The organism is Stutzerimonas stutzeri (genome assembly GCF_024448715.1).
Lineage (GTDB): Bacteria > Pseudomonadota > Gammaproteobacteria > Pseudomonadales > Pseudomonadaceae > Stutzerimonas > Stutzerimonas stutzeri_AR.
On record NZ_JAMOHZ010000011.1, the window covers coordinates 1 to 17,231 of the forward strand.

Consider the following 17,231-nt stretch of genomic DNA (forward strand, 5'->3'; position numbering starts at 1 on the left):
AAAAGCGGACGTACTTGTCCACCTATCGATCCATTGCTGAGATTCGTAAAACGTTACAATTGAACAGAAATTATTCAATGTCTAGAAATCCTAGGCTGTTCAAATAGTGAACTCCAGCTATCGAGTAACTGCACGATTTGTACAAAAATTTCAGGTCGCTCTAAGCAACGCCAATGAGACCAGCGATATCCTGATAATCGTAGTGAGCGACAATTTAGAGCGGCCATCAGCAGAGCGATGCGGAGAAGCGCTTCACATGAAAAAGCAAGCTAAGCGCTAACGACTAGCTAAGATAGACGCCTGCCCACCCAGCTCAATAAATCCCCTAATATAAGTGCATAAATCCTGAGCAGTAATATACTTGGCACAAGTACCCCTAGCTTGAGATACAACATCTGGATAACAATTATCTATCCAATATTTTAAAAAGTTATTCGAGTCCACCCCATTGGAAAAACGGACTCTGAAAACACAATCCGATACGATATACTCCCCATCACTTACAACAGCACGCCCCACCACTCGGCTTCCAACGCGACCAATAAGAACATCGCCCTTAGATGCAATAACAGGTTTTTTACCTAGAATTACCGCAGAATCCAACGGCATGGGTATAACCCCATCTGCAGATTTAAAGAATCCTGACGTATGATAATACGGCAAACCCAAAGACCTACATTCTTTTCCTGAAAGATTTCCTCGCTTAGCCGAGAACCCATCATCACCCTCTAGTGACAAAGGGCGAGGACGCCCATGCAGACCAGAGCAAAACGCCTCCTGCATCCTAACAGAAACCTTTCCCGCCACATCGGTGTACGAAAATTCATGAGCACCGACTTCCTTTTTAAAGACAACAATATAGGTTTTAGCCTCTGTTCCTTTGAAAGCCCCAACCTCTACTTCCGAAACCGAAACCACACTACATAACTTTAGGAGTCGAGACCGAAATTTCTCCAGAACCGAAGAGCAAACCATTAACTCAGGCAAAATGAAGGCCATATATGATGATTCAGCCATCAGCCTGATATATTGCAAAATAAATAAAACTTCGCTTCGAACACGACGCCCTGAAAACACGTCCAACAAATCAAAATGCCGAAGAACACCGACATCATACTCAGATATTGTCCGCCATGAAAAAGGCGGATTACTAACAGCAAAATCAAAGCTCGAAAATCGACCTTCAAAAACAGTATCAAAATCTTCAGATAAAACGTCTATATTATAATGCTTACCCTGAAACCTCGATTTAAGTATCTTTATATTTTCCGGATCAAGCTCACATGTAGCAATCTTCACATCAGGCCAAATGCGAATAACAGGAAGCAAAAGGGCGCCCTCCCCAGCACTTAGCTCAATGCAATGCTGTGGAGAAATGGAAGGCAGCATTGAGATCAATCTTTCCCCAATGCGCTCTTCAGTGTAATATTGCTCCAATGACACAGTAACGCCCTCAAAAACATTTTGATAAAATACCAAGAAATGCTAGCCCTGTAAAGGAAACAGGAAATGAAAAGCACTCAAGAAGAACTAGATTTTAAAGAGCTGGAATCCCACGAGTTCGAAGAAAGAGCTGACTATCTTCCCGCAAGCTACATCAAGGACAGAACAGCTAAAGGGCAGTATTTCGAAGACATTCAAAAAAAGCTATTCCAAGTCGGTGCAAAATTACTAATTGGCCCGCGCGGCACAGGCAAGACTCACCACATGAGGCTTGCTTACATAAACTGCCGAGAAGACAAAAACAAGCCACTCCCAATATACGTATCTTTCAACCATTACCTTCGCCTAGAAACTTATCTCAACGAAACATCAAATGCCGTCGGAGTGTTCCATGCATGGGTACTCAGCAAAATACTTTTAGACTGCTTCGATAACTACAAAATCCAACCAGACCATACCGAGCTAGAGCCTAAGAAACTGCAAGAATTCATTGAGGCTGTTGAAAAGCAGCAGTATAGCTCCGTACATGACCCGATAGTACAAACTATTTCGGTAGAGAAAACTCAAAACTATATAGAAGATGCAATTCAAACCGAGGGGCGAAAAAGGGCAATTCTTCTCCTAGATGATGCAGCCCTCACTTTAACTCCCGATTACATGGTTGAATTCTTTGAGATTTTTAGAAGCCTGAAAACAGCTCATATATCTCCAAAGGCGTCCGTCTATCCCGGCACAACTCAATATGGGCCACGTTTCCATTTAGGACACGACGCGGAACCGATCCATGTCTGGCTTAGCGTAGAGAATCCTAAATACATCGAATTCATGTCCTCTCTTACAGAGAACAGGTTTGAATCCGACATAACCATTCCCCAGGAAATCTTGACCCTATTTAAATACGCTGCTTTTGGCATACCAAGAGCATACATCATGATGGTCAGGGAATATCAACAACAAAACTCAACCAGCACGCAGTCGAAATTCAATAAAGTAATTTCCGACCGAAAAAAATATATAGTCGCAGAATATTTATCCATTGGGGATAAGCTGAAGCAATACAAAGGTGTCATTGAACTTGGCAATGAATTTCTCAACAACATCGTATCCAATCTGAAAGAGTTCAATCACGCACGAATCGAAAGAGACGAAAATGATTTCGAGAAGGTCATTGCAGTAGGCGTTGCAGGAATACCTCCCAAAGCGGAGCGAATGATTAGATTTCTAATTGAAGCTGGTTTGATTTATGAAACAGATGACATATCACACGGCCCAGGAAGAAAACTGAGGAGATTCATACCTCACACCGTGCTCTTGCTTGAAAGCAGAGTCCTAACAAAGAGCCGAGGATTCAAAACTTCCGAGCTGCTAGAAATATTGAGCAAGAAATCTGCAAAACACCCATCAAGACCGTCTTTTGATTCAATAATTTCAAAAGACAGATTAGTCATGCTCAATCTTAACCTTCCCCCTTGCAGTTACTGCCATACTGAACGCATGACTGAAAAACAAAAATTCTGTCATGAATGCGGCAAGCCATTGGTTGATCATTCAACATTTAAAGAGTGCATGGCGAAGCCGCTTAATGAACTTCCACTAACGGACTTTCAAAAGAAAGCTATTGAGAAATATACAAGCTTTAAAACTGTTGAGGATGTAATTCGCTGCCAAGACCCAGCCAATGAATTACAAAAAGCACATAGGGTCAAGGCAGCCAGAGCTGAGGACATATACAGAAGAATCAACCAATGGATCAATGAGTTTCTTGTATGAAAAACAAACAGACCCCCTACAAGAGCCTGATCTCTGGCCATAGAACATCATCTAAGTTTGATTCCACCATCTATTTTAGAGAGGTCGAGCTAACTGACACATCTCCCATCAAACGGTTTATTAGTCAGCGTGAACTACTCACAAGAATTTTAGGCAGGGAAGACGACTCCTCCGAATGGAGGACAAAAGCTAATTTATCAATAATCGGTATTGTTTCAGGTGTAGAGTCCTATTTCCGTTCAATCATTAGGCGAGTCTTGATCTCAGATGATGACTCAAGAGCACACAGCTATAAAAATAAAGTTTCTTATGGGGCAGTTCTCTTCCATCTCTCACACCTGCTCCCAGAAGCCCTGCTTGAGGACTGCACCTTTGTAAGCAAAGAAACAATTGTAAAGAATACTAATAACTTCCTCGGACTAGCTATTAATCCACAGCAGATACCAGCCTTAGATGCAGCACTTGATGAGTTCGAAAAGGTTTGCCACCTACGACACTGCATAGCTCATCGATCAGGATTATTGGGATCGAAAAATGCAATTGAGCTCGGACTCGACAAATTCTCCACTTATCTCGAAAAGCCTATTTCACCGACACTTGATTCAGTTAACAACGTCTTTAACATTTGCCAAAATTTAGTCCTCGAATTTAACGACCAAATATTTGATCGCATTATCATTCGCTCAATACCAAAAGGCATATGGACAGGTGACCTAAGAAAAGATAAAAAAACCTTCACCCCCCTATTTGAAATATTTTCACCAACACCCAATGATCAAGATGAACTGAGAAAGTCTTATCGCAGCTTCACTAACCACTTCGGCATTTGAGGCTACGACTCAGAATGGTTGGACAGCAAAGCGTGCCCACCTACAAAAAATCATAAAGTGGCTCTGGCTACTATTAGGGTGTGTTTTGTACAAAATGCACAGCTCCGAAGAAAGACATCTATGGCTACCCCCAAGTTGAACGAGAGGCGTATCTGCTTGGCACAGTCAGACGCGTCCATTTTCACATACCGAAAGGCCGCTTTTGGCCGATTCTGTTGAAAAAGTAGGTTCAGCGGCAGCCGGCCGGTCAGGTGTACCTGCTGTCGAAGTGGCTGGAAGCCACTTCAAGTTGCCTTTCGGCGTTTCACTGAGCTTCCTTGCTCAGGTCTGAGGGTTAATTCGAGGGTTTCTGCTCGCCGCAGACGTACCTATCCCGTGAGCGGCGGCCCGTGAGGCAAAAGCTTGGCCATGCGTCGCAGGTTTTGGACGGTCGCGGCCAAGGTGAATTCGTCAGCCGCACCCGTCAGGCCACGGAGCCGCAAGCGGTCGAGTTTCATGATCCGTTTGAGGTGGGCGAAAAGCATTTCCACCTTCTTTCGTTCGCAGCGAGAGACGAGGTATTCCGGTGTTTTGGCGATGCGTCGGGCCACGTCGCGGGCAGCCTCATGGAGGCTGCGGACGATCTTCCGATTTGGCGTGTTGGGGCAGCACTTCGCTTTTAGTGGACAAGTGGCGCAGTCGATTTGGCTGGAGCGGTAGATGATGGTGTTGGCCTTGGTCACCCGCGATCTTTTCTGGGTGAAGGCGCGCCATTCACTGCGTAGCGGTTTGCCGGTTGGACAGCGGTATTCTTTGGCCTCCTGATTCCAGTGGAAGTCGTTACTGGAGAGGCTGTCATCCTTGCGCTCGGTCTTGTCCCACACCGGCACATGCGGCTCGATGTTCTTTTCTTCGACCATCCAGGCCAGCATCGGGGCAGTGCCATAGGCGGTATCGCCGATGAGGCGTTCCGGCGTGAGATCGAACTGCGCTTCGACACGCTCGACCATCGTCTTGGTCGAATCGACTTCGGCGGTACGGTGTGCCGGGGTCGCCTCCACATCCATGATCACGCCGTGCTCAGTGTCGATCAGGTAGTTTGTGGAGTAGGCAAAGAACGCCGGGCCGCCGGGCGCTGCTGTCCAACGGGACTGAGGATCGGTGAGCGAAACCTTCTTGGGAAGAGCTTCAGCCAGCGCCTCTTCATCAAGGGCTTCAAGGTACTCGCGCACTGCGCGGCTGCTGAGCTTTGGATCGTTCCAATCGACTTCATCACCAGCCATCCCACGTTGCCTGCTGGCATCCGCCTTGATGATGCTGGCGTCGACGGCAAAACCTTCACCCTTGACCAGGCCGGCCGCCATGCAGCGCCGCAGCACCTCATTGAACAACCAGCGGAACAAATCGCTGTCACGGAAGCGGCCGTGGCGATTCTTCGAGAAGGTCGAGTGATTGGGGACTTCGTCTTCCAGACCCAGCCGGCAAAACCAGCGATAGGCCAGGTTCAGGTGTACCTCTTCGCACAGTCGCCGCTCGGAGCGGATGCCGTAGCAGTAACCGACGACCAGCATGCGCACCATCAATTCCGGATCTATCGAGGGGCGCCCGATGGGGCTATAGAAATCCGCCAGATAGGCGCGCAGGTCACTGAGATCCAGGCACTGGTCGATGCTACGCAGGAGATGTTGGGCCGGGACGTGATCTTCCAGATTGAACGAGTAGAACAGGCGCTGCTGTCCTCCCGGTAACTGTCCCATCATGCTGTTCGCCCCCACGCTCGCTGACAGAGCAATTTTGCCAACAGCGTGGGGAGGCAGCTACTTTTCAACAGAATCGGCCGTTTTCTGCCTGTCGTGACCGGCTGCTTTGGGTCTTTGCAGCCTGTCGTGACAGATGACAACCGACCTAAATGGAGTACTGCTTGGACTCGTAGTACAGGTCGTCTGCGAGCCAAGCAACGCAAGGCATTGCGAAACGAATTCGCTTCCCACCGTATCGCTCCATTACAAGGTGGATGCCCCGCTCACGTTACCTCGCCCTTGTCCCACAGTCGCACCAGCTCACCAGGCGCCTGCTCTTCCGGCACTTGCAGGACCATTTCGTCGTCACGCTCGTTTTGCCTATAGCGCAGCTCGATCTGGTAATAGCGCCGATCACCCTGCCCGCTATTGCTGGCTGCCAATGGCAGACAACCTTCCAGCACGGAACAGATCTGCCCGCGTTGCTGCTCGTTGCAGTTGGAAAAATCGATTTGGCGCGGACGGCTGAGCGCCTGCAATGTCGCAAAGCCGCCCTGCCGCGAAAGTCGCAAGGTCGTGTCGTTGCCCAACGCCGGTAGCTGTTTCATGGAGCCTCCTCAGTTCTGAATCACGCCTACGTCCGCCCAGGCCTGTTCGACGGCCTGAACCTCGCCGCTGCCCGCGGCAAAACGAGTGACGGCGTTCTCAATGGTGAGCCGGGCGAACGCGGCGAAGTCAGCATCGTTGGCCAGACGACGGTCACACAAGGTGTCATACCAGATGCGCCCGGCCTTTTCCCATGCATAGCCACCCATGGCGGCGGCGACCAGATAGAAGGCGCGATTGGGGATGCCTGAATTCAAGTGCACACCACCGTTGTCGTCGCGGGTATCGATGAAGTCACGCATATGTCCAGGCTGCGGGTCCTTGCCCAGTAGCGGGTCATCGTATGCGCTGCCGGGATTGGCCATCGAGCGCAGTGCGTCGCCCTGAACCTTGTCGGTCAACAGCTCGGCGCCAATCAGCCAGTCGGCCAGATCTGCCGTCTGCCCGAGGCTGAATTGTCGGACCAGCACGCCGAACACATCCGACATTGACTCGTTCAGCGCACCGGACTGATTGAAATAAACCAGCCCAGCCTCGCTTTCGGTAACGCCGTGCGCCAGTTCGTGGGCCACGACGTCCAGCGACAGGGTGAAGCGATTGAAGATTTCCCCGTCGCCATCGCCGAACACCATCTGTGCGCCATTCCAGAAAGCGTTCTCGTAATCCACTCCATAGTGAACCGTGCCGACCAGCGGGAAACCGCGGTTATCGATCGAGTCCCGACCAAACACCTTCCAGAAAAACTCATGGGTCGTGCCGAGCGCATCGTAGGCCTCGTCAACTGCCGCATCGGCGACTGGCGGCTGGCCCTCGATCCGCGCCAGTACGCCGGGCAGAACCATCTGCTGCTGGGCGTCGTGAATACTGCGCCGCGGCTCGCCCGGCTGACCGCGCTCCGGCAGCACGCTTGCCATCGGCTGGCGATTCGGCGGGCCCGGATTGGGCAGTAGATTGCGTACGTGGCTCAGAGTCCCCAGCGCTCGCTCGCGCTGCCGCTGCGAGCCGTTGTCGATGATGCGGCTAAGGATGTAGGGCGGGATGAAGCCCTGGCGCGTGGTTGGATCAAGCATGGAGAGCCCCTTCAAACGACACGGGTGCGGCGTGCACCCATGCTCATCTGATCAAGTCCTGCCAGCTGCGTTTCCTGGTTCGGGATTCTTTTGCGCTAACAATTCAGCTGTCGTTCGCCGCATGACTCAGCTCGCTGGAGACGGGGTTGTTCTCCAGGGCATTGATAGCCTGATCCAATTGTTGAAGGCATAAGTCGATTGCCATCTGACGCAAAGCGTCTGGCCACTCGTGGTCGACAATCGGCTCGACCAGATCCAGGAAACTGGAATAGCCGACTAACATGCCGTGCTCGACCATTAAGTTTTTTCCGTCAGCAAGTATCGTCACCGGGTCGCGCGCTGTGATCATCGCGCCTGCAGCGAGCAACTCATCGATGTGCTTGCGAAGGGCGTGAAGCGTCCGTTTGTCTGGCTGTTGTTCCATAGCAATCGGCCATCATCCATGAAAGGCGGCGATTCTATGCAACCGAGAACTGAATCACAAAAAGATTTTTGTGACAGTCAGATTACGTTGTTTCTTTCGACCACCAACACCAAACCGCCCGTTCTCATTACGTCCCATTGACGATGACTAGCCAACGCGAAGCAATTTGCCCAGGCGCCCCTTTCTACCTCTATAATCCGCGCGCTTTCCGCTATTTAACCGGAGAACCACAATGTTGAAACGCACTTTGGCAGCCGTTACCGGCCTTGCCACTCTCTTCTGTATTGCCACTTCTCACGCTGCCGAGACCCTTCGCGTCTCGGCTATCCCCGATGAAGCCCCGACCGAACTGATCCGCAAGTTCGAGCCGCTGGGTAAATACCTCGAGAAAGAACTGGGCATGCCGGTGAAGTTCACGCCGGTTTCCGATTACGCTGCCGTGGTCGAATCTCTCGCCTCGGACCGCCTCGATCTGGCTTGGCTGGGAGGCTTCACTTTCGTCCAGACTCGTTTGAAGACCGGCGATGCGATCCCATTAGTGCAGCGCGAGCAAGACGAGAAATTCACCAGCAAATTCATCACGGCCGATCCCGAGATCAAGACGCTGCAGGACCTCAAGGGCAAGACCTTTGCCTTCGGCTCGGTGTCATCGACTTCGGGCAGCCTGATGCCGCGCTACTTCCTGATCAGAGACGGTATCGATCCGGAGCAGTTCTTCAAGCGCATCGCCTACTCCGGCGCGCATGACGCCACCGCTGCCTGGGTCGAAGCCGGAAAGGCCGACGCCGGCGTACTCAACGCCTCGGTCTGGGACAAACTGGTCGCCGCGGGCAAAGTCGATACGAACAAGGTGCGGGTAATCTCGACCACACCGCCTTACTACGACTACAACTGGACCGTGCGCGGCAACCTTGACCCGGCACTTATCGAAAAGATCAAGACGGCATTCCTCGCCCTCGACCCGAACAATCCCAAGCACAAGAAAATTCTCGACCTGCAAGCGGCGAGCCGCTTCATCGAAACCCGCCCGGAAAACTACGAAGGCATCGAGGAAGCTGCGCGCGCCGCTGGCCTGTTGAAGTGACCAGTACATCACTGCCCAAATCTGGCGCCGCAACCCGGACAGCACTGATCGAGTGCACATAAATGAGCCTCTCGATATCACGTTCGGGGTCGCTCGATTCTCGGGCGGCCGAGGCTGAGCGCACCTTGAGCCTGAGCGGGGTGGGCCATACCCACGCCAACGGCCACGTCGCGCTGCGCAGTATCGATCTGCAGATTGCCACGGGAGAGCGGGTCGCCATCATTGGTCCGTCCGGTGCGGGCAAGACCACGCTGCTGCGCCTGCTGGCCACGCATCTGCAGCCGAACACCGGCTGCCTGAGTCTGCTCGGCTACGAACCCTGGTCGCTGTCGGCAGCGGCACGCCAGAAACTTCGGACCCGGATCGGCCTGATTCACCAGGCACCGCCATTGCCGCCACGCCAGCGGGTGATCACATCAGTGCTAGCTGGGCGTCTGGGGCAGTGGTCGCTGAAGCGCAGCCTGCTTAGTCTGATCTATCCGTTGGACAAGCTAGGTGCTGCTGAGGCGCTGGGCAGACTGGACCTGGCCGACAAGCTCTACGAGCGCTGCGATCAACTCTCCGGTGGCCAGCTGCAGCGGGTCGGCATCGCTCGCGTGCTGTATCAGCGACCGGAGCTGATCCTCGCCGATGAACCGGTATCGGCGATGGATCCGGTACTCGCCGCCTATTCGCTGAGCGTACTCAACCGAGAAGCCATGCACCACCAGGCCACCCTGCTGGCCAGCCTGCACGCGGTGGACCTGGCGCTGGAGCACTTCCCACGGGTGATCGGCGTGCGCGACGGGGGCATCCTGTTCGACAAGGCCTCGGCCGAGGTGACGCCGGTCGAACTCGAAGCGCTGTACGCTAACGAACAACTGACCAACGATGCGGCTGCTCGGCCGGCGCTTAGTCAGACCCTACATATTCCGCGATGCTGAACCCCGCCTTTGCTCAGCGCGATCCTGCCGCCCGCTCGCGCCTGTTGCTGACGCTGCTGGCTCTGGCGCTGCTTTGGCCGGGACTGTCGTTAAGCGAGCTGGATCTCGGCGTGCTATTCGACGGCAGCAACGCCGATACCATGAGCGCGTTCCTGTCCGGATTCTGGCCACCGGCGCACGGTGAAGACTTTCTCCTGCTGCTATGGCGCGCGACGCTGGAGACGCTCGCCATTGCCACCGCAGGCATGGCGTTGGCTTTGTCCGTCGCCCTACCCTGCGCCTTGCTGGCGACTCGCGCTTTATCGATTTCCGCACTCAGCCGTGGCGGCCATCCGCATTGGTGGGCGCAGGCGCTGCGCTGGCCGGTGCGGGGCCTCTTGATCGTGCTGCGCAGCGTGCCCGAAATAGTCTGGGCGCTGCTGTTCGTCCGTGCGGTGGGGCTCGGGCCGACCGCCGGCGTGCTGGCGATCGCCATCACTTATGCCGGCATGCTCGGCAAGGTGTATGCGGAAATCTTCGAATCGGTCGACCCGCTGCCGACCCGCGCAATACTCGGCGCGGGCGGCTCGCGCCTGCAGGCCTTCGCCTATGGCGTGCTGCCACAGGCGACGGGCGAAATGCTGTCCTACACCGTTTACCGCTGGGAATGCGCTGTTCGCGCTTCGGTGGTAATGGGCTTTGTCGGAGCTGGCGGGCTGGGCCAGCAGATGGATCTGTCGATGCGCATGTTCGCCGGTGGTGAAGTGGCGAGCATGCTGCTCACCTTCCTGTTGCTGGTGCTGATGGCGGATCTGCTCAGCCAGTCGCTGCGCCGGAGATACGTGTGAAGGTCCTGTCGCGCTATGTCGTGCCGTTACTGCTTCTGACGGTAGTGATAGGCGCATTCGCCTTCTTGCAACTCGAAGTGAGCGCCCTGTTCAGCGCCGACGGAATCGGCCAGATGGCCGCGTATGCGTCGGGCTTTCTCAACCCGGACCTCTCGCCCAATCATCTTCGCGCTATCGCTTACGGTGCGCTGGAAACCCTGGCGATGTCGGCCATCGGCACGCTGCTGGCGGCGCTGCTCGGCCTGCTGCTGGCACTACCGGCGGGCGGTCGTTTCGGCCTGTTGGCCAAAGGCGGCTCGCGTTTGCTGTTGAACGGGTTGCGGGCGGTCCCGGAGCTGGTGTGGGCCGCGCTGATGGTGCTGGCTGCCGGCCTGGGTCCGAATGCCGGCACGCTGGCGCTGGCATTGCACACCGCCGGCGTGCTCGGGCGGCTGTTCGCCGAAGCACTGGAAAACACGCCGAGTGCACCCAGCGAAGCGCTGCGGTTATCCGGTAGCGGGCGTATCTGCGCGTTCTGCTACGGCACCCTGCCGATGCTTTGGCCACAGTTGCTGGCTTACACGCTGTATCGCTGGGAAAACAATATCCGCATGGCCAGTGTGCTCGGTTTCGTCGGTGCCGGTGGCCTGGGGCAGATGCTCTATATGAGCCTCAGCCTGTTCCAGGAAGCCCAGGCCTCGACGGTGATCCTCGCCATGCTGCTGATGGTGCTGGCCGTCGACGCCCTGAGTAGCTGGGCACGTCAGCGCTGGGTGCGTGGCTGACCTGAGTCAGTGCAAGCTGGGCTTCGCTGCCCGTTCCTGAACCAGCACCCACGGCGCAACCACGACAGCCCAGAGAGACGGATCGCGCGCCAGCCAATCTTGCGCCTGCTCGGGCTCAAGCTTGCCCATACGGCCTTCTGCCAGCCAACCCGCTACCTTTTCTCGATCGTCCTGCGCGACGGCCTGCGCCGCTTCGATCAAATCGAAGTCGCTGGCGACCCACAACAACGCTCCTCTGGCGAAGAACGGTTGCAGCTCTTGCCAGGTAATCGACGCGGTTTCGCCCAATAGCTTGGCATAGAGAGTGCTTGGATCTTCGCTCATGGGACTTACTCGTTAACGAAAGGGCGCAATGATAGCGTCCGAGCGAGCCTCATAAAAATGGATGGAATCCTGACTGTGCAAACAGGTGCTGACGCTTCTACACTGTGCCGGTACAGTTGCCGTACCGTTTGGGGATGTTTGCCTCTTAACGACACTGCAGCCCGCAGGATCCAAACAATAATGAATGCAAGTGGAGCGCATATGAAGACCACGCAGCGTCTTTCTAAACTTTTCATGGCTATCGCGTTGACAGGCGCAGCGAGCTATACGCTTGCCGCCGACACTATCAAGATCGGCTTGGCCGGCCCGGTAACAGGGGCTGTTGCGCAGTACGGGGAAATGCAATTCATCGGTGCCCAGATGGCCATCGAGCAGATCAACAAAGAAGGGGGCGTCAACGGACAACAGCTCGAAGGCGTGGTTTATGACGATGCCTGCGATCCGAAGCAGGCCGTGGCGGTTGCCAACAAGATCGTCAACGATGAAATCAGCTTCGTGGTAGGCCACCTGTGCTCCAGCTCGACCCAACCGGCTTCGGACATTTACGAAGACGAAGGCATTCTGATGATTACCGCGGCTTCGACCAGCCCGGACATCACGTCGCGCGGTTACGAGCTGATCTTCCGTACCATCGGTCTGGACAGCCTGCAGGGCCCGACCGCCGGCAACTTCATCGCCGATCACATCAAGCCTAAGAACGTTGCCGTCATCCACGACAAGCAGCAGTACGGTGAAGGCATCGCCACCGCAGTTAAAGAAACCCTGGAGGAGAAAGGCGTCAAGGTCGGTCTATTCGAAGGCATTAACGCTGGCGACAAGGATTTCTCTTCGATGATTTCCAAGCTCAAGCAGGAAGGCGTCGACTTCGTCTATTACGGCGGCTACCACCCGGAACTGGGCCTGCTGTTGCGCCAAGCCAAAGAGCGCGGCCTGAACGTGCGCTTCATGGGTCCGGAAGGCGTTGGCAACAAGGAAATCTCGGCAATCGCCGGTCCGGCTTCCGAGGGCCTGTATGTCACCCTGCCGCAGTCCTTCGATCAGGACCCGCGCAACCAGAAGCTGGTCGAGGCGTTCAAGGCCAAGAAGCAGGACCCGAGCGGCCCGTTCGTGTTCCCGGCCTATGCAGCCGTACAGGTCATTGCCGAAGGTATCGAGAAGGCTGGCAGCACCGACACCGACAAGGTGGCCGAAGCGCTACGCAGCAATACGTTCGACACGCCGACCGGTAACCTCTCGTTCGACGAGAAAGGTGATTTGAAAGACTTCAACTTCGTGGTTTACGAATGGCACCAGGACGGCACCAAGACCGAAGCCAAGTGAGCCGATAACCACCCAACCGAAGCCCACGGCATCCGCTGTGGGCTTTGTTTTAGCTGATCGGGGCTAACCCGGCCACAAGCAATGGGCCACCCCAGCAACACCTTCAACCAAGCGAGTGGCCTGCAGAACTGGCCCGCCTCGAACAGGTAAGTGCGCGATCCGCACCGAGCCCTTGGCGCTGCATTCTCCATGCAGCGTTTTCGAAGCAGGCCCGCATTGGCGGCCGAGCAGAACGTATGAAAAACGTAAGCGAGGCAGGCAAGACGAGGCAAAAACAGCCGAAGAAGCGCAGTTTAGGTTTTCTAAATGAGCATTCTGAGGCTGTTTTTAACGACGTATTGCCAACGCAGATAGTTTTTCAGCGGCCTGCTAGCACGGATGCAGGGTGTTCAGGAGACCGTAATGCCTGAGCTTTACCACTACTTCCAACAGTTGATCAACGGCCTGACCGTTGGCAGCACCTACGCCTTGATAGCCATCGGTTACACGATGGTCTACGGCATCATCGGCATGATCAACTTCGCCCATGGCGAGGTGTACATGATCGGCTCCTATGTCACCTTCATCGCCATCGTCGGGCTTACGATGATGGGGCTCGACTCTCTACCCATTCTGATGATCGGTGCGTTTGCCGCAGCCATGATCGTCACGAGCGCCTATGGGTACAGCATCGAGCGGGTCGCCTATCGGCCGTTACGCGGGAGCAACCGGCTGATCCCGCTGATCTCCGCGATCGGCATGTCGATCTTCCTTCAGAACGTCGTATTGCTGTCTCAGGACTCGAAGGACAAGGCCATTCCCAACCTGATGCCGGGCAATTTCATCTTCGGTGAAAGTGCCATGAACGGCGTGGTGATTTCCTACATGCAGGTGCTGATCTTCGTAGTCACCATCCTCGCCATGCTGGGCCTCACGATGTTCATCTCCCGTTCTCGCCTGGGCCGTGCCTGCCGCGCCTGCGCCGAAGACCTCAAGATGGCCAACCTGCTGGGCATCAACACCAATAGCATCATCGCTCTGACCTTTGTCATTGGCGCTGCGCTGGCGGCGATTGCAGCCGTACTGATCAGCATGCAGTACGGAGTCATCAATCCGCATATCGGTTTCCTGGCCGGAATCAAGGCCTTCACCGCCGCGGTACTTGGCGGCATCGGCAGTATCCCTGGCGCAATGCTCGGCGGCCTGGTACTCGGCGTTGCCGAAGCCTTCGGTGCCGACATCTTCGGCGATCAGTACAAGGACGTGGTGGCCTTCAGCCTGCTGGTGCTCGTTCTGCTGTTCCGCCCGACCGGTATTCTCGGCCGCCCGGAGGTGGAAAAGGTATGACTCGCAATCTGCGCACCGCCTTTTTCAGCGCGCTGCTGGTATTCGCCGTGGCGGTACCGATATTCGGCCTGAAACTCACCACCGTCGGCATCCGCCTCGAAGTTCATGGCAGCGACGCCAACACCTTCTGGATCATCGCCGCCTGCGCCGTGGCAATGTTCTTCTGGCAACTGTTCCGCCACCATCTGGCAGCAGGCTGGGCAGCCAGCCCCAACCTGCCGACGATTCCTGCCGGAGCCGGAAATTTCCTGACGCTACCGTCGACCCAGCGCTACATCATCATCGGGCTGATCCTGGTGGCGCTCGCCTGGCCGTTCTTTGGCTCGCGCGGCGCTGTGGACATCGCCACGCTGATCCTGATCTACGTGATGCTCGGCCTCGGCTTGAACATCGTCGTGGGCCTGGCTGGCCTGCTCGATCTCGGCTACGTCGGCTTTTACGCGGTCGGCGCCTATACCTACGCCCTGCTGTCGCATTACTACGGCTTCGGGTTCTGGACCGCCCTGCCCATCGCCGGCGCGATGGCCGCACTGTTCGGCTTCCTGCTGGGTTTCCCGGTACTGAGATTGCGCGGCGACTATCTGGCAATCGTGACCCTGGGATTCGGTGAAATCATCCGTCTGCTGCTGCGCAACATGACCGATCTGACCGGAGGCCCCAACGGTATCAGCGGCATCGAAAAGCCGACCTTGTTCGGCCTGTCGTTCGACCGCCGCGCCGCAGAAGGCATGCAGACCTTCCATGAGTTCTTCGGCCTGGATTACGCCTCCATCAACAAGGTGATCTACCTCTACCTGATTGCCCTGCTGCTGGTGTTGTTGACCCTGTTCGTGATCAACCGCCTGCTGCGCATGCCGATCGGCCGCGCCTGGGAAGCGTTGCGTGAGGATGAGATCGCCTGCCGTGCGCTGGGCATGAACCCGACCGTGATCAAGCTCTCGGCCTTCACTTTGGGTGCGAGCTTTGCCGGTTTCGCCGGCAGCTTCTTCGCCGCGCGCCAGGGCCTGGTATCACCGGAATCGTTCACCTTCATCGAATCGGCGATCATCCTCGCCATTGTGGTGCTGGGCGGCATGGGCTCACAGCTGGGGATAATTCTCGCAGCCATTGTGATGATCCTGCTGCCCGAGCTGATGCGTGAGTTCAGCGAGTACCGCATGCTGATGTTCGGCGCCATGATGGTGCTGATGATGATCTGGCGTCCGCAGGGCTTGCTGCCTATGCAACGTCCCCACCTGGAGCTGAAACGATGAGCCGCCCGATTCTTGAAGTACGCGGCTTGACCATGCGTTTCGGCGGTCTCTTGGCCGTCAACGGGGTGGGCCTGAGCGTACAGGACAAACAAGTGGTTTCAATGATCGGCCCCAATGGTGCCGGCAAAACCACCGTATTCAACTGCTTGACCGGTTTCTACCAGCCGACCTCGGGCGAGATACTGCTCGATGGCGAAGCGATCCAGGGCCTGCCGGGCCACAAGATCGCCCGCAAGGGCGTGGTCCGCACTTTCCAGAACGTTCGTCTGTTCAAGGACATGACAGCCGTTGAGAACCTGTTGGTGGCACAGCATCGGCATCTCAACACCAACTTCTTGTCTGGGCTGCTGAAGACCAAGGCGTTTCGCCAGAGCGAGCGCGAGGCGATGGATTTTGCCGCGCACTGGCTCGAACAGGTCAACCTTACCGATGTGGCCAACCGCCCGGCTGGCACGCTCGCCTACGGCCAGCAACGCCGCCTGGAGATCGCCCGCTGCATGATGACGCGCCCGCGCATCCTCATGCTCGACGAACCAGCCGCTGGCCTTAACCCAAAGGAAACCGAGGACCTCAAGGCGCTGATCGGCATGTTGCGCGACACGCACAATGTGACGGTACTGCTCATCGAGCACGATATGAAACTGGTCATGAGCATTTCCGACCACATCGTGGTGATCAACCAGGGCTGTCCACTGGCAGACGGCACGCCGGAGCAGATTCGCGACAATCCGGACGTGATCAAAGCTTATCTGGGGGAGGCGTAACCATGCTGTATTTCGAAAACGTCTCGACCTTCTACGGCAAGATCCAGGCACTGCATAACGTCGACGTCGAGGTCCGCAAGGGTGAAATCGTCACTTTGATCGGCGCCAACGGCGCCGGCAAGTCGACTCTGCTGATGACGCTTTGCGGTGCGCCGCAGGCGTCTACAGGCAGCATCCGCTTCGAAGGTGACGAACTGGTCGGCCAACAGACCTGCGACATCATGCGCAAGGACATCGCCGTGGTGCCGGAGGGGCGACGCATTTTTGCTCGCCTGACCGTGGAAGAGAACCTCGCCATGGGCGGCTTTTATACCAACAAGGCGGACTTTCAGGAGCAACTCGACAAGGTGCTGCTGTTGTTCCCCCGTCTGAAGGAACGCTTCCAGCAGCGTGGCGGCACCATGTCCGGTGGTGAACAGCAAATGCTCGCCATCGCCCGGGCATTGATGAGCAAGCCCAAGCTGTTGCTGCTCGACGAACCGTCGCTGGGGCTGGCGCCGATCATCATTCAGCAAATCTTCGAGATCATCGAACAGCTGCGTGAGGATGGCGTGACCATCTTCTTGGTTGAGCAGAACGCCAATCAGGCGCTCAAGCTGGCTGATCGCGCGTACGTGCTGGAGAACGGTCATATCGTCATGCAGGGCAGCGGTGCAGAACTGCTGAGCAACCCCAAAGTCCGCGACGCCTATCTGGGCGGTTGATCGAAGGGAACCGAAGAAGCCGGGCACACGCCCGGCTTTTTTTATGCTCGACGCCCCGTCCTGAATGGGTTTACACCTCAC

General features: G+C 55.7%; 17 protein-coding genes. 11 read left to right on the plus strand and 6 right to left on the minus strand.

The features are described from left to right. Positions 1–276: 276 nt before the first annotated feature. Positions 277–1,389, minus strand: a complete 1,113-nt coding sequence (locus tag NAV33_RS19890; protein WP_255983291.1) for an N-6 DNA methylase — start codon at positions 1,387–1,389, stop codon at positions 277–279. A gap of 120 nt (positions 1,390–1,509) precedes the next feature. On the opposite strand from NAV33_RS19890, the gene NAV33_RS19895 reads away from it, so the two are divergent. Both NAV33_RS19895 and NAV33_RS19900 read left to right on the plus strand, forming a co-directional pair. Then, complete coding sequence (locus NAV33_RS19895; protein ID WP_255983293.1) at positions 1,510–3,213, plus strand: hypothetical protein; 1,704 nt, start codon at positions 1,510–1,512, stop codon at positions 3,211–3,213. Further along, a complete protein-coding gene (locus tag NAV33_RS19900; RefSeq protein ID WP_255983295.1) occupies positions 3,210–4,043 on the plus strand; it encodes a hypothetical protein in 834 nt (277 codons plus the stop codon). The genes NAV33_RS19895 and NAV33_RS19900 overlap by 4 nt, the downstream gene beginning before the upstream one ends. 368 nt (positions 4,044–4,411) lie before the next feature. Here NAV33_RS19900 and NAV33_RS19905 read toward each other — a convergent pair whose 3' ends face one another. From NAV33_RS19905 to NAV33_RS19920, 4 genes are all read right to left on the minus strand, one after another. After that, the gene (locus NAV33_RS19905; RefSeq protein WP_255983297.1) at positions 4,412–5,782 is read right to left on the minus strand and encodes a transposase; all 1,371 of its coding nucleotides are present in this window, start codon (positions 5,780–5,782) and stop codon (positions 4,412–4,414) included. Between the two features lie 263 nt (positions 5,783–6,045). Continuing rightward, positions 6,046–6,369: a protealysin inhibitor emfourin gene (locus NAV33_RS19910; RefSeq protein WP_255983299.1), complete on the minus strand. Its 324-nt coding sequence runs from the start codon at positions 6,367–6,369 to the stop codon at positions 6,046–6,048. Between the two features lie 9 nt (positions 6,370–6,378). Continuing rightward, positions 6,379–7,437 (minus strand): M4 family metallopeptidase, encoded by a 1,059-nt coding sequence (locus tag NAV33_RS19915; protein WP_255983301.1) that lies wholly within the window; start codon positions 7,435–7,437, stop codon positions 6,379–6,381. A 103-nt stretch (positions 7,438–7,540) separates the two neighbouring features. After that, a complete protein-coding gene (locus NAV33_RS19920) occupies positions 7,541–7,861 on the minus strand; it encodes a hypothetical protein (protein ID WP_255983303.1) in 321 nt (106 codons plus the stop codon). A 232-nt stretch (positions 7,862–8,093) separates the two neighbouring features. Between NAV33_RS19920 and NAV33_RS19925 the strand changes: the two genes are divergently transcribed. From NAV33_RS19925 to phnE, 4 genes are all read left to right on the plus strand, one after another. Continuing rightward, complete coding sequence (locus NAV33_RS19925; protein WP_255983305.1) at positions 8,094–8,945, plus strand: putative selenate ABC transporter substrate-binding protein; 852 nt, start codon at positions 8,094–8,096, stop codon at positions 8,943–8,945. Positions 8,946–9,007: 62 nt separating this feature from the next. Then, the gene (locus NAV33_RS19930) at positions 9,008–9,868 is read left to right on the plus strand and encodes a phosphonate ABC transporter ATP-binding protein (RefSeq protein ID WP_255983307.1); all 861 of its coding nucleotides are present in this window, start codon (positions 9,008–9,010) and stop codon (positions 9,866–9,868) included. Next, on the plus strand, positions 9,862–10,695 hold the full coding sequence (locus NAV33_RS19935; RefSeq protein ID WP_255983309.1) for a PhnE/PtxC family ABC transporter permease: 834 nt from the start codon (positions 9,862–9,864) through the stop codon (positions 10,693–10,695). The genes NAV33_RS19930 and NAV33_RS19935 overlap by 7 nt, the downstream gene beginning before the upstream one ends. Continuing rightward, the gene (gene phnE, locus NAV33_RS19940) at positions 10,692–11,459 is read left to right on the plus strand and encodes a phosphonate ABC transporter, permease protein PhnE (RefSeq protein WP_255983311.1); all 768 of its coding nucleotides are present in this window, start codon (positions 10,692–10,694) and stop codon (positions 11,457–11,459) included. The genes NAV33_RS19935 and phnE overlap by 4 nt, the downstream gene beginning before the upstream one ends. 6 nt (positions 11,460–11,465) lie before the next feature. Here phnE and NAV33_RS19945 read toward each other — a convergent pair whose 3' ends face one another. Next, positions 11,466–11,783, minus strand: a complete 318-nt coding sequence (locus tag NAV33_RS19945; protein ID WP_255983313.1) for a DUF2288 domain-containing protein — start codon at positions 11,781–11,783, stop codon at positions 11,466–11,468. 201 nt (positions 11,784–11,984) lie between these two features. Between NAV33_RS19945 and NAV33_RS19950 the strand changes: the two genes are divergently transcribed. The 5 genes from NAV33_RS19950 (at position 11,985) to NAV33_RS19970 (ending at position 17,150) form a co-directional block, all read left to right on the plus strand. After that, the gene (locus NAV33_RS19950) at positions 11,985–13,103 is read left to right on the plus strand and encodes a branched-chain amino acid ABC transporter substrate-binding protein (protein ID WP_255983315.1); all 1,119 of its coding nucleotides are present in this window, start codon (positions 11,985–11,987) and stop codon (positions 13,101–13,103) included. A gap of 402 nt (positions 13,104–13,505) precedes the next feature. Further along, on the plus strand, positions 13,506–14,429 hold the full coding sequence (livH, locus tag NAV33_RS19955; RefSeq protein WP_255983317.1) for a high-affinity branched-chain amino acid ABC transporter permease LivH: 924 nt from the start codon (positions 13,506–13,508) through the stop codon (positions 14,427–14,429). Further along, positions 14,426–15,682 carry a high-affinity branched-chain amino acid ABC transporter permease LivM gene (locus NAV33_RS19960; protein WP_255983319.1) on the plus strand — a complete coding sequence of 419 codons (1,257 nt, stop codon included), beginning with the start codon at positions 14,426–14,428 and terminating at the stop codon, positions 15,680–15,682. Before livH ends, NAV33_RS19960 begins: the two co-directional genes overlap by 4 nt. Continuing rightward, positions 15,679–16,446 (plus strand): high-affinity branched-chain amino acid ABC transporter ATP-binding protein LivG, encoded by a 768-nt coding sequence (gene livG / locus NAV33_RS19965; RefSeq protein ID WP_255983321.1) that lies wholly within the window; start codon positions 15,679–15,681, stop codon positions 16,444–16,446. The genes NAV33_RS19960 and livG overlap by 4 nt, the downstream gene beginning before the upstream one ends. A 2-nt stretch (positions 16,447–16,448) precedes the next feature. Next, entirely contained in the window at positions 16,449–17,150 is a 702-nt protein-coding gene (locus NAV33_RS19970; RefSeq protein WP_255983323.1) for an ABC transporter ATP-binding protein, read from the plus strand. Positions 17,151–17,231 lie beyond the last annotated feature (81 nt).

Excerpts from the sequence above, each read along its gene's own strand:
- NAV33_RS19960 (WP_255983319.1), top strand. The coding sequence starts at position 14,426 with ATGACTCGCAATCTGCGCACCGCCTTTTTCAGCGCGCTGCTGGTATTC.
- NAV33_RS19970 (WP_255983323.1), top strand. The coding sequence starts at position 16,449 with ATGCTGTATTTCGAAAACGTCTCGACCTTCTACGGCAAGATCCAGGCA.
- NAV33_RS19910 (WP_255983299.1), bottom strand. The coding sequence starts at position 6,369 with ATGAAACAGCTACCGGCGTTGGGCAACGACACGACCTTGCGACTTTCG.
- NAV33_RS19930 (WP_255983307.1), top strand. The coding sequence starts at position 9,008 with ATGAGCCTCTCGATATCACGTTCGGGGTCGCTCGATTCTCGGGCGGCC.
- NAV33_RS19890 (WP_255983291.1), bottom strand. The coding sequence starts at position 1,389 with ATGCTGCCTTCCATTTCTCCACAGCATTGCATTGAGCTAAGTGCTGGG.
- livH (WP_255983317.1), top strand. The coding sequence starts at position 13,506 with ATGCCTGAGCTTTACCACTACTTCCAACAGTTGATCAACGGCCTGACC.
- NAV33_RS19925 (WP_255983305.1), top strand. The coding sequence starts at position 8,094 with ATGTTGAAACGCACTTTGGCAGCCGTTACCGGCCTTGCCACTCTCTTC.
- NAV33_RS19945 (WP_255983313.1), bottom strand. The coding sequence starts at position 11,783 with ATGAGCGAAGATCCAAGCACTCTCTATGCCAAGCTATTGGGCGAAACC.
- NAV33_RS19915 (WP_255983301.1), bottom strand. The coding sequence starts at position 7,437 with ATGCTTGATCCAACCACGCGCCAGGGCTTCATCCCGCCCTACATCCTT.
- NAV33_RS19935 (WP_255983309.1), top strand. The coding sequence starts at position 9,862 with ATGCTGAACCCCGCCTTTGCTCAGCGCGATCCTGCCGCCCGCTCGCGC.
- NAV33_RS19950 (WP_255983315.1), top strand. The coding sequence starts at position 11,985 with ATGAAGACCACGCAGCGTCTTTCTAAACTTTTCATGGCTATCGCGTTG.
- livG (WP_255983321.1), top strand. The coding sequence starts at position 15,679 with ATGAGCCGCCCGATTCTTGAAGTACGCGGCTTGACCATGCGTTTCGGC.
- NAV33_RS19900 (WP_255983295.1), top strand. The coding sequence starts at position 3,210 with ATGAAAAACAAACAGACCCCCTACAAGAGCCTGATCTCTGGCCATAGA.
- NAV33_RS19905 (WP_255983297.1), bottom strand. The coding sequence starts at position 5,782 with ATGATGGGACAGTTACCGGGAGGACAGCAGCGCCTGTTCTACTCGTTC.
- NAV33_RS19895 (WP_255983293.1), top strand. The coding sequence starts at position 1,510 with ATGAAAAGCACTCAAGAAGAACTAGATTTTAAAGAGCTGGAATCCCAC.
- NAV33_RS19920 (WP_255983303.1), bottom strand. The coding sequence starts at position 7,861 with ATGGAACAACAGCCAGACAAACGGACGCTTCACGCCCTTCGCAAGCAC.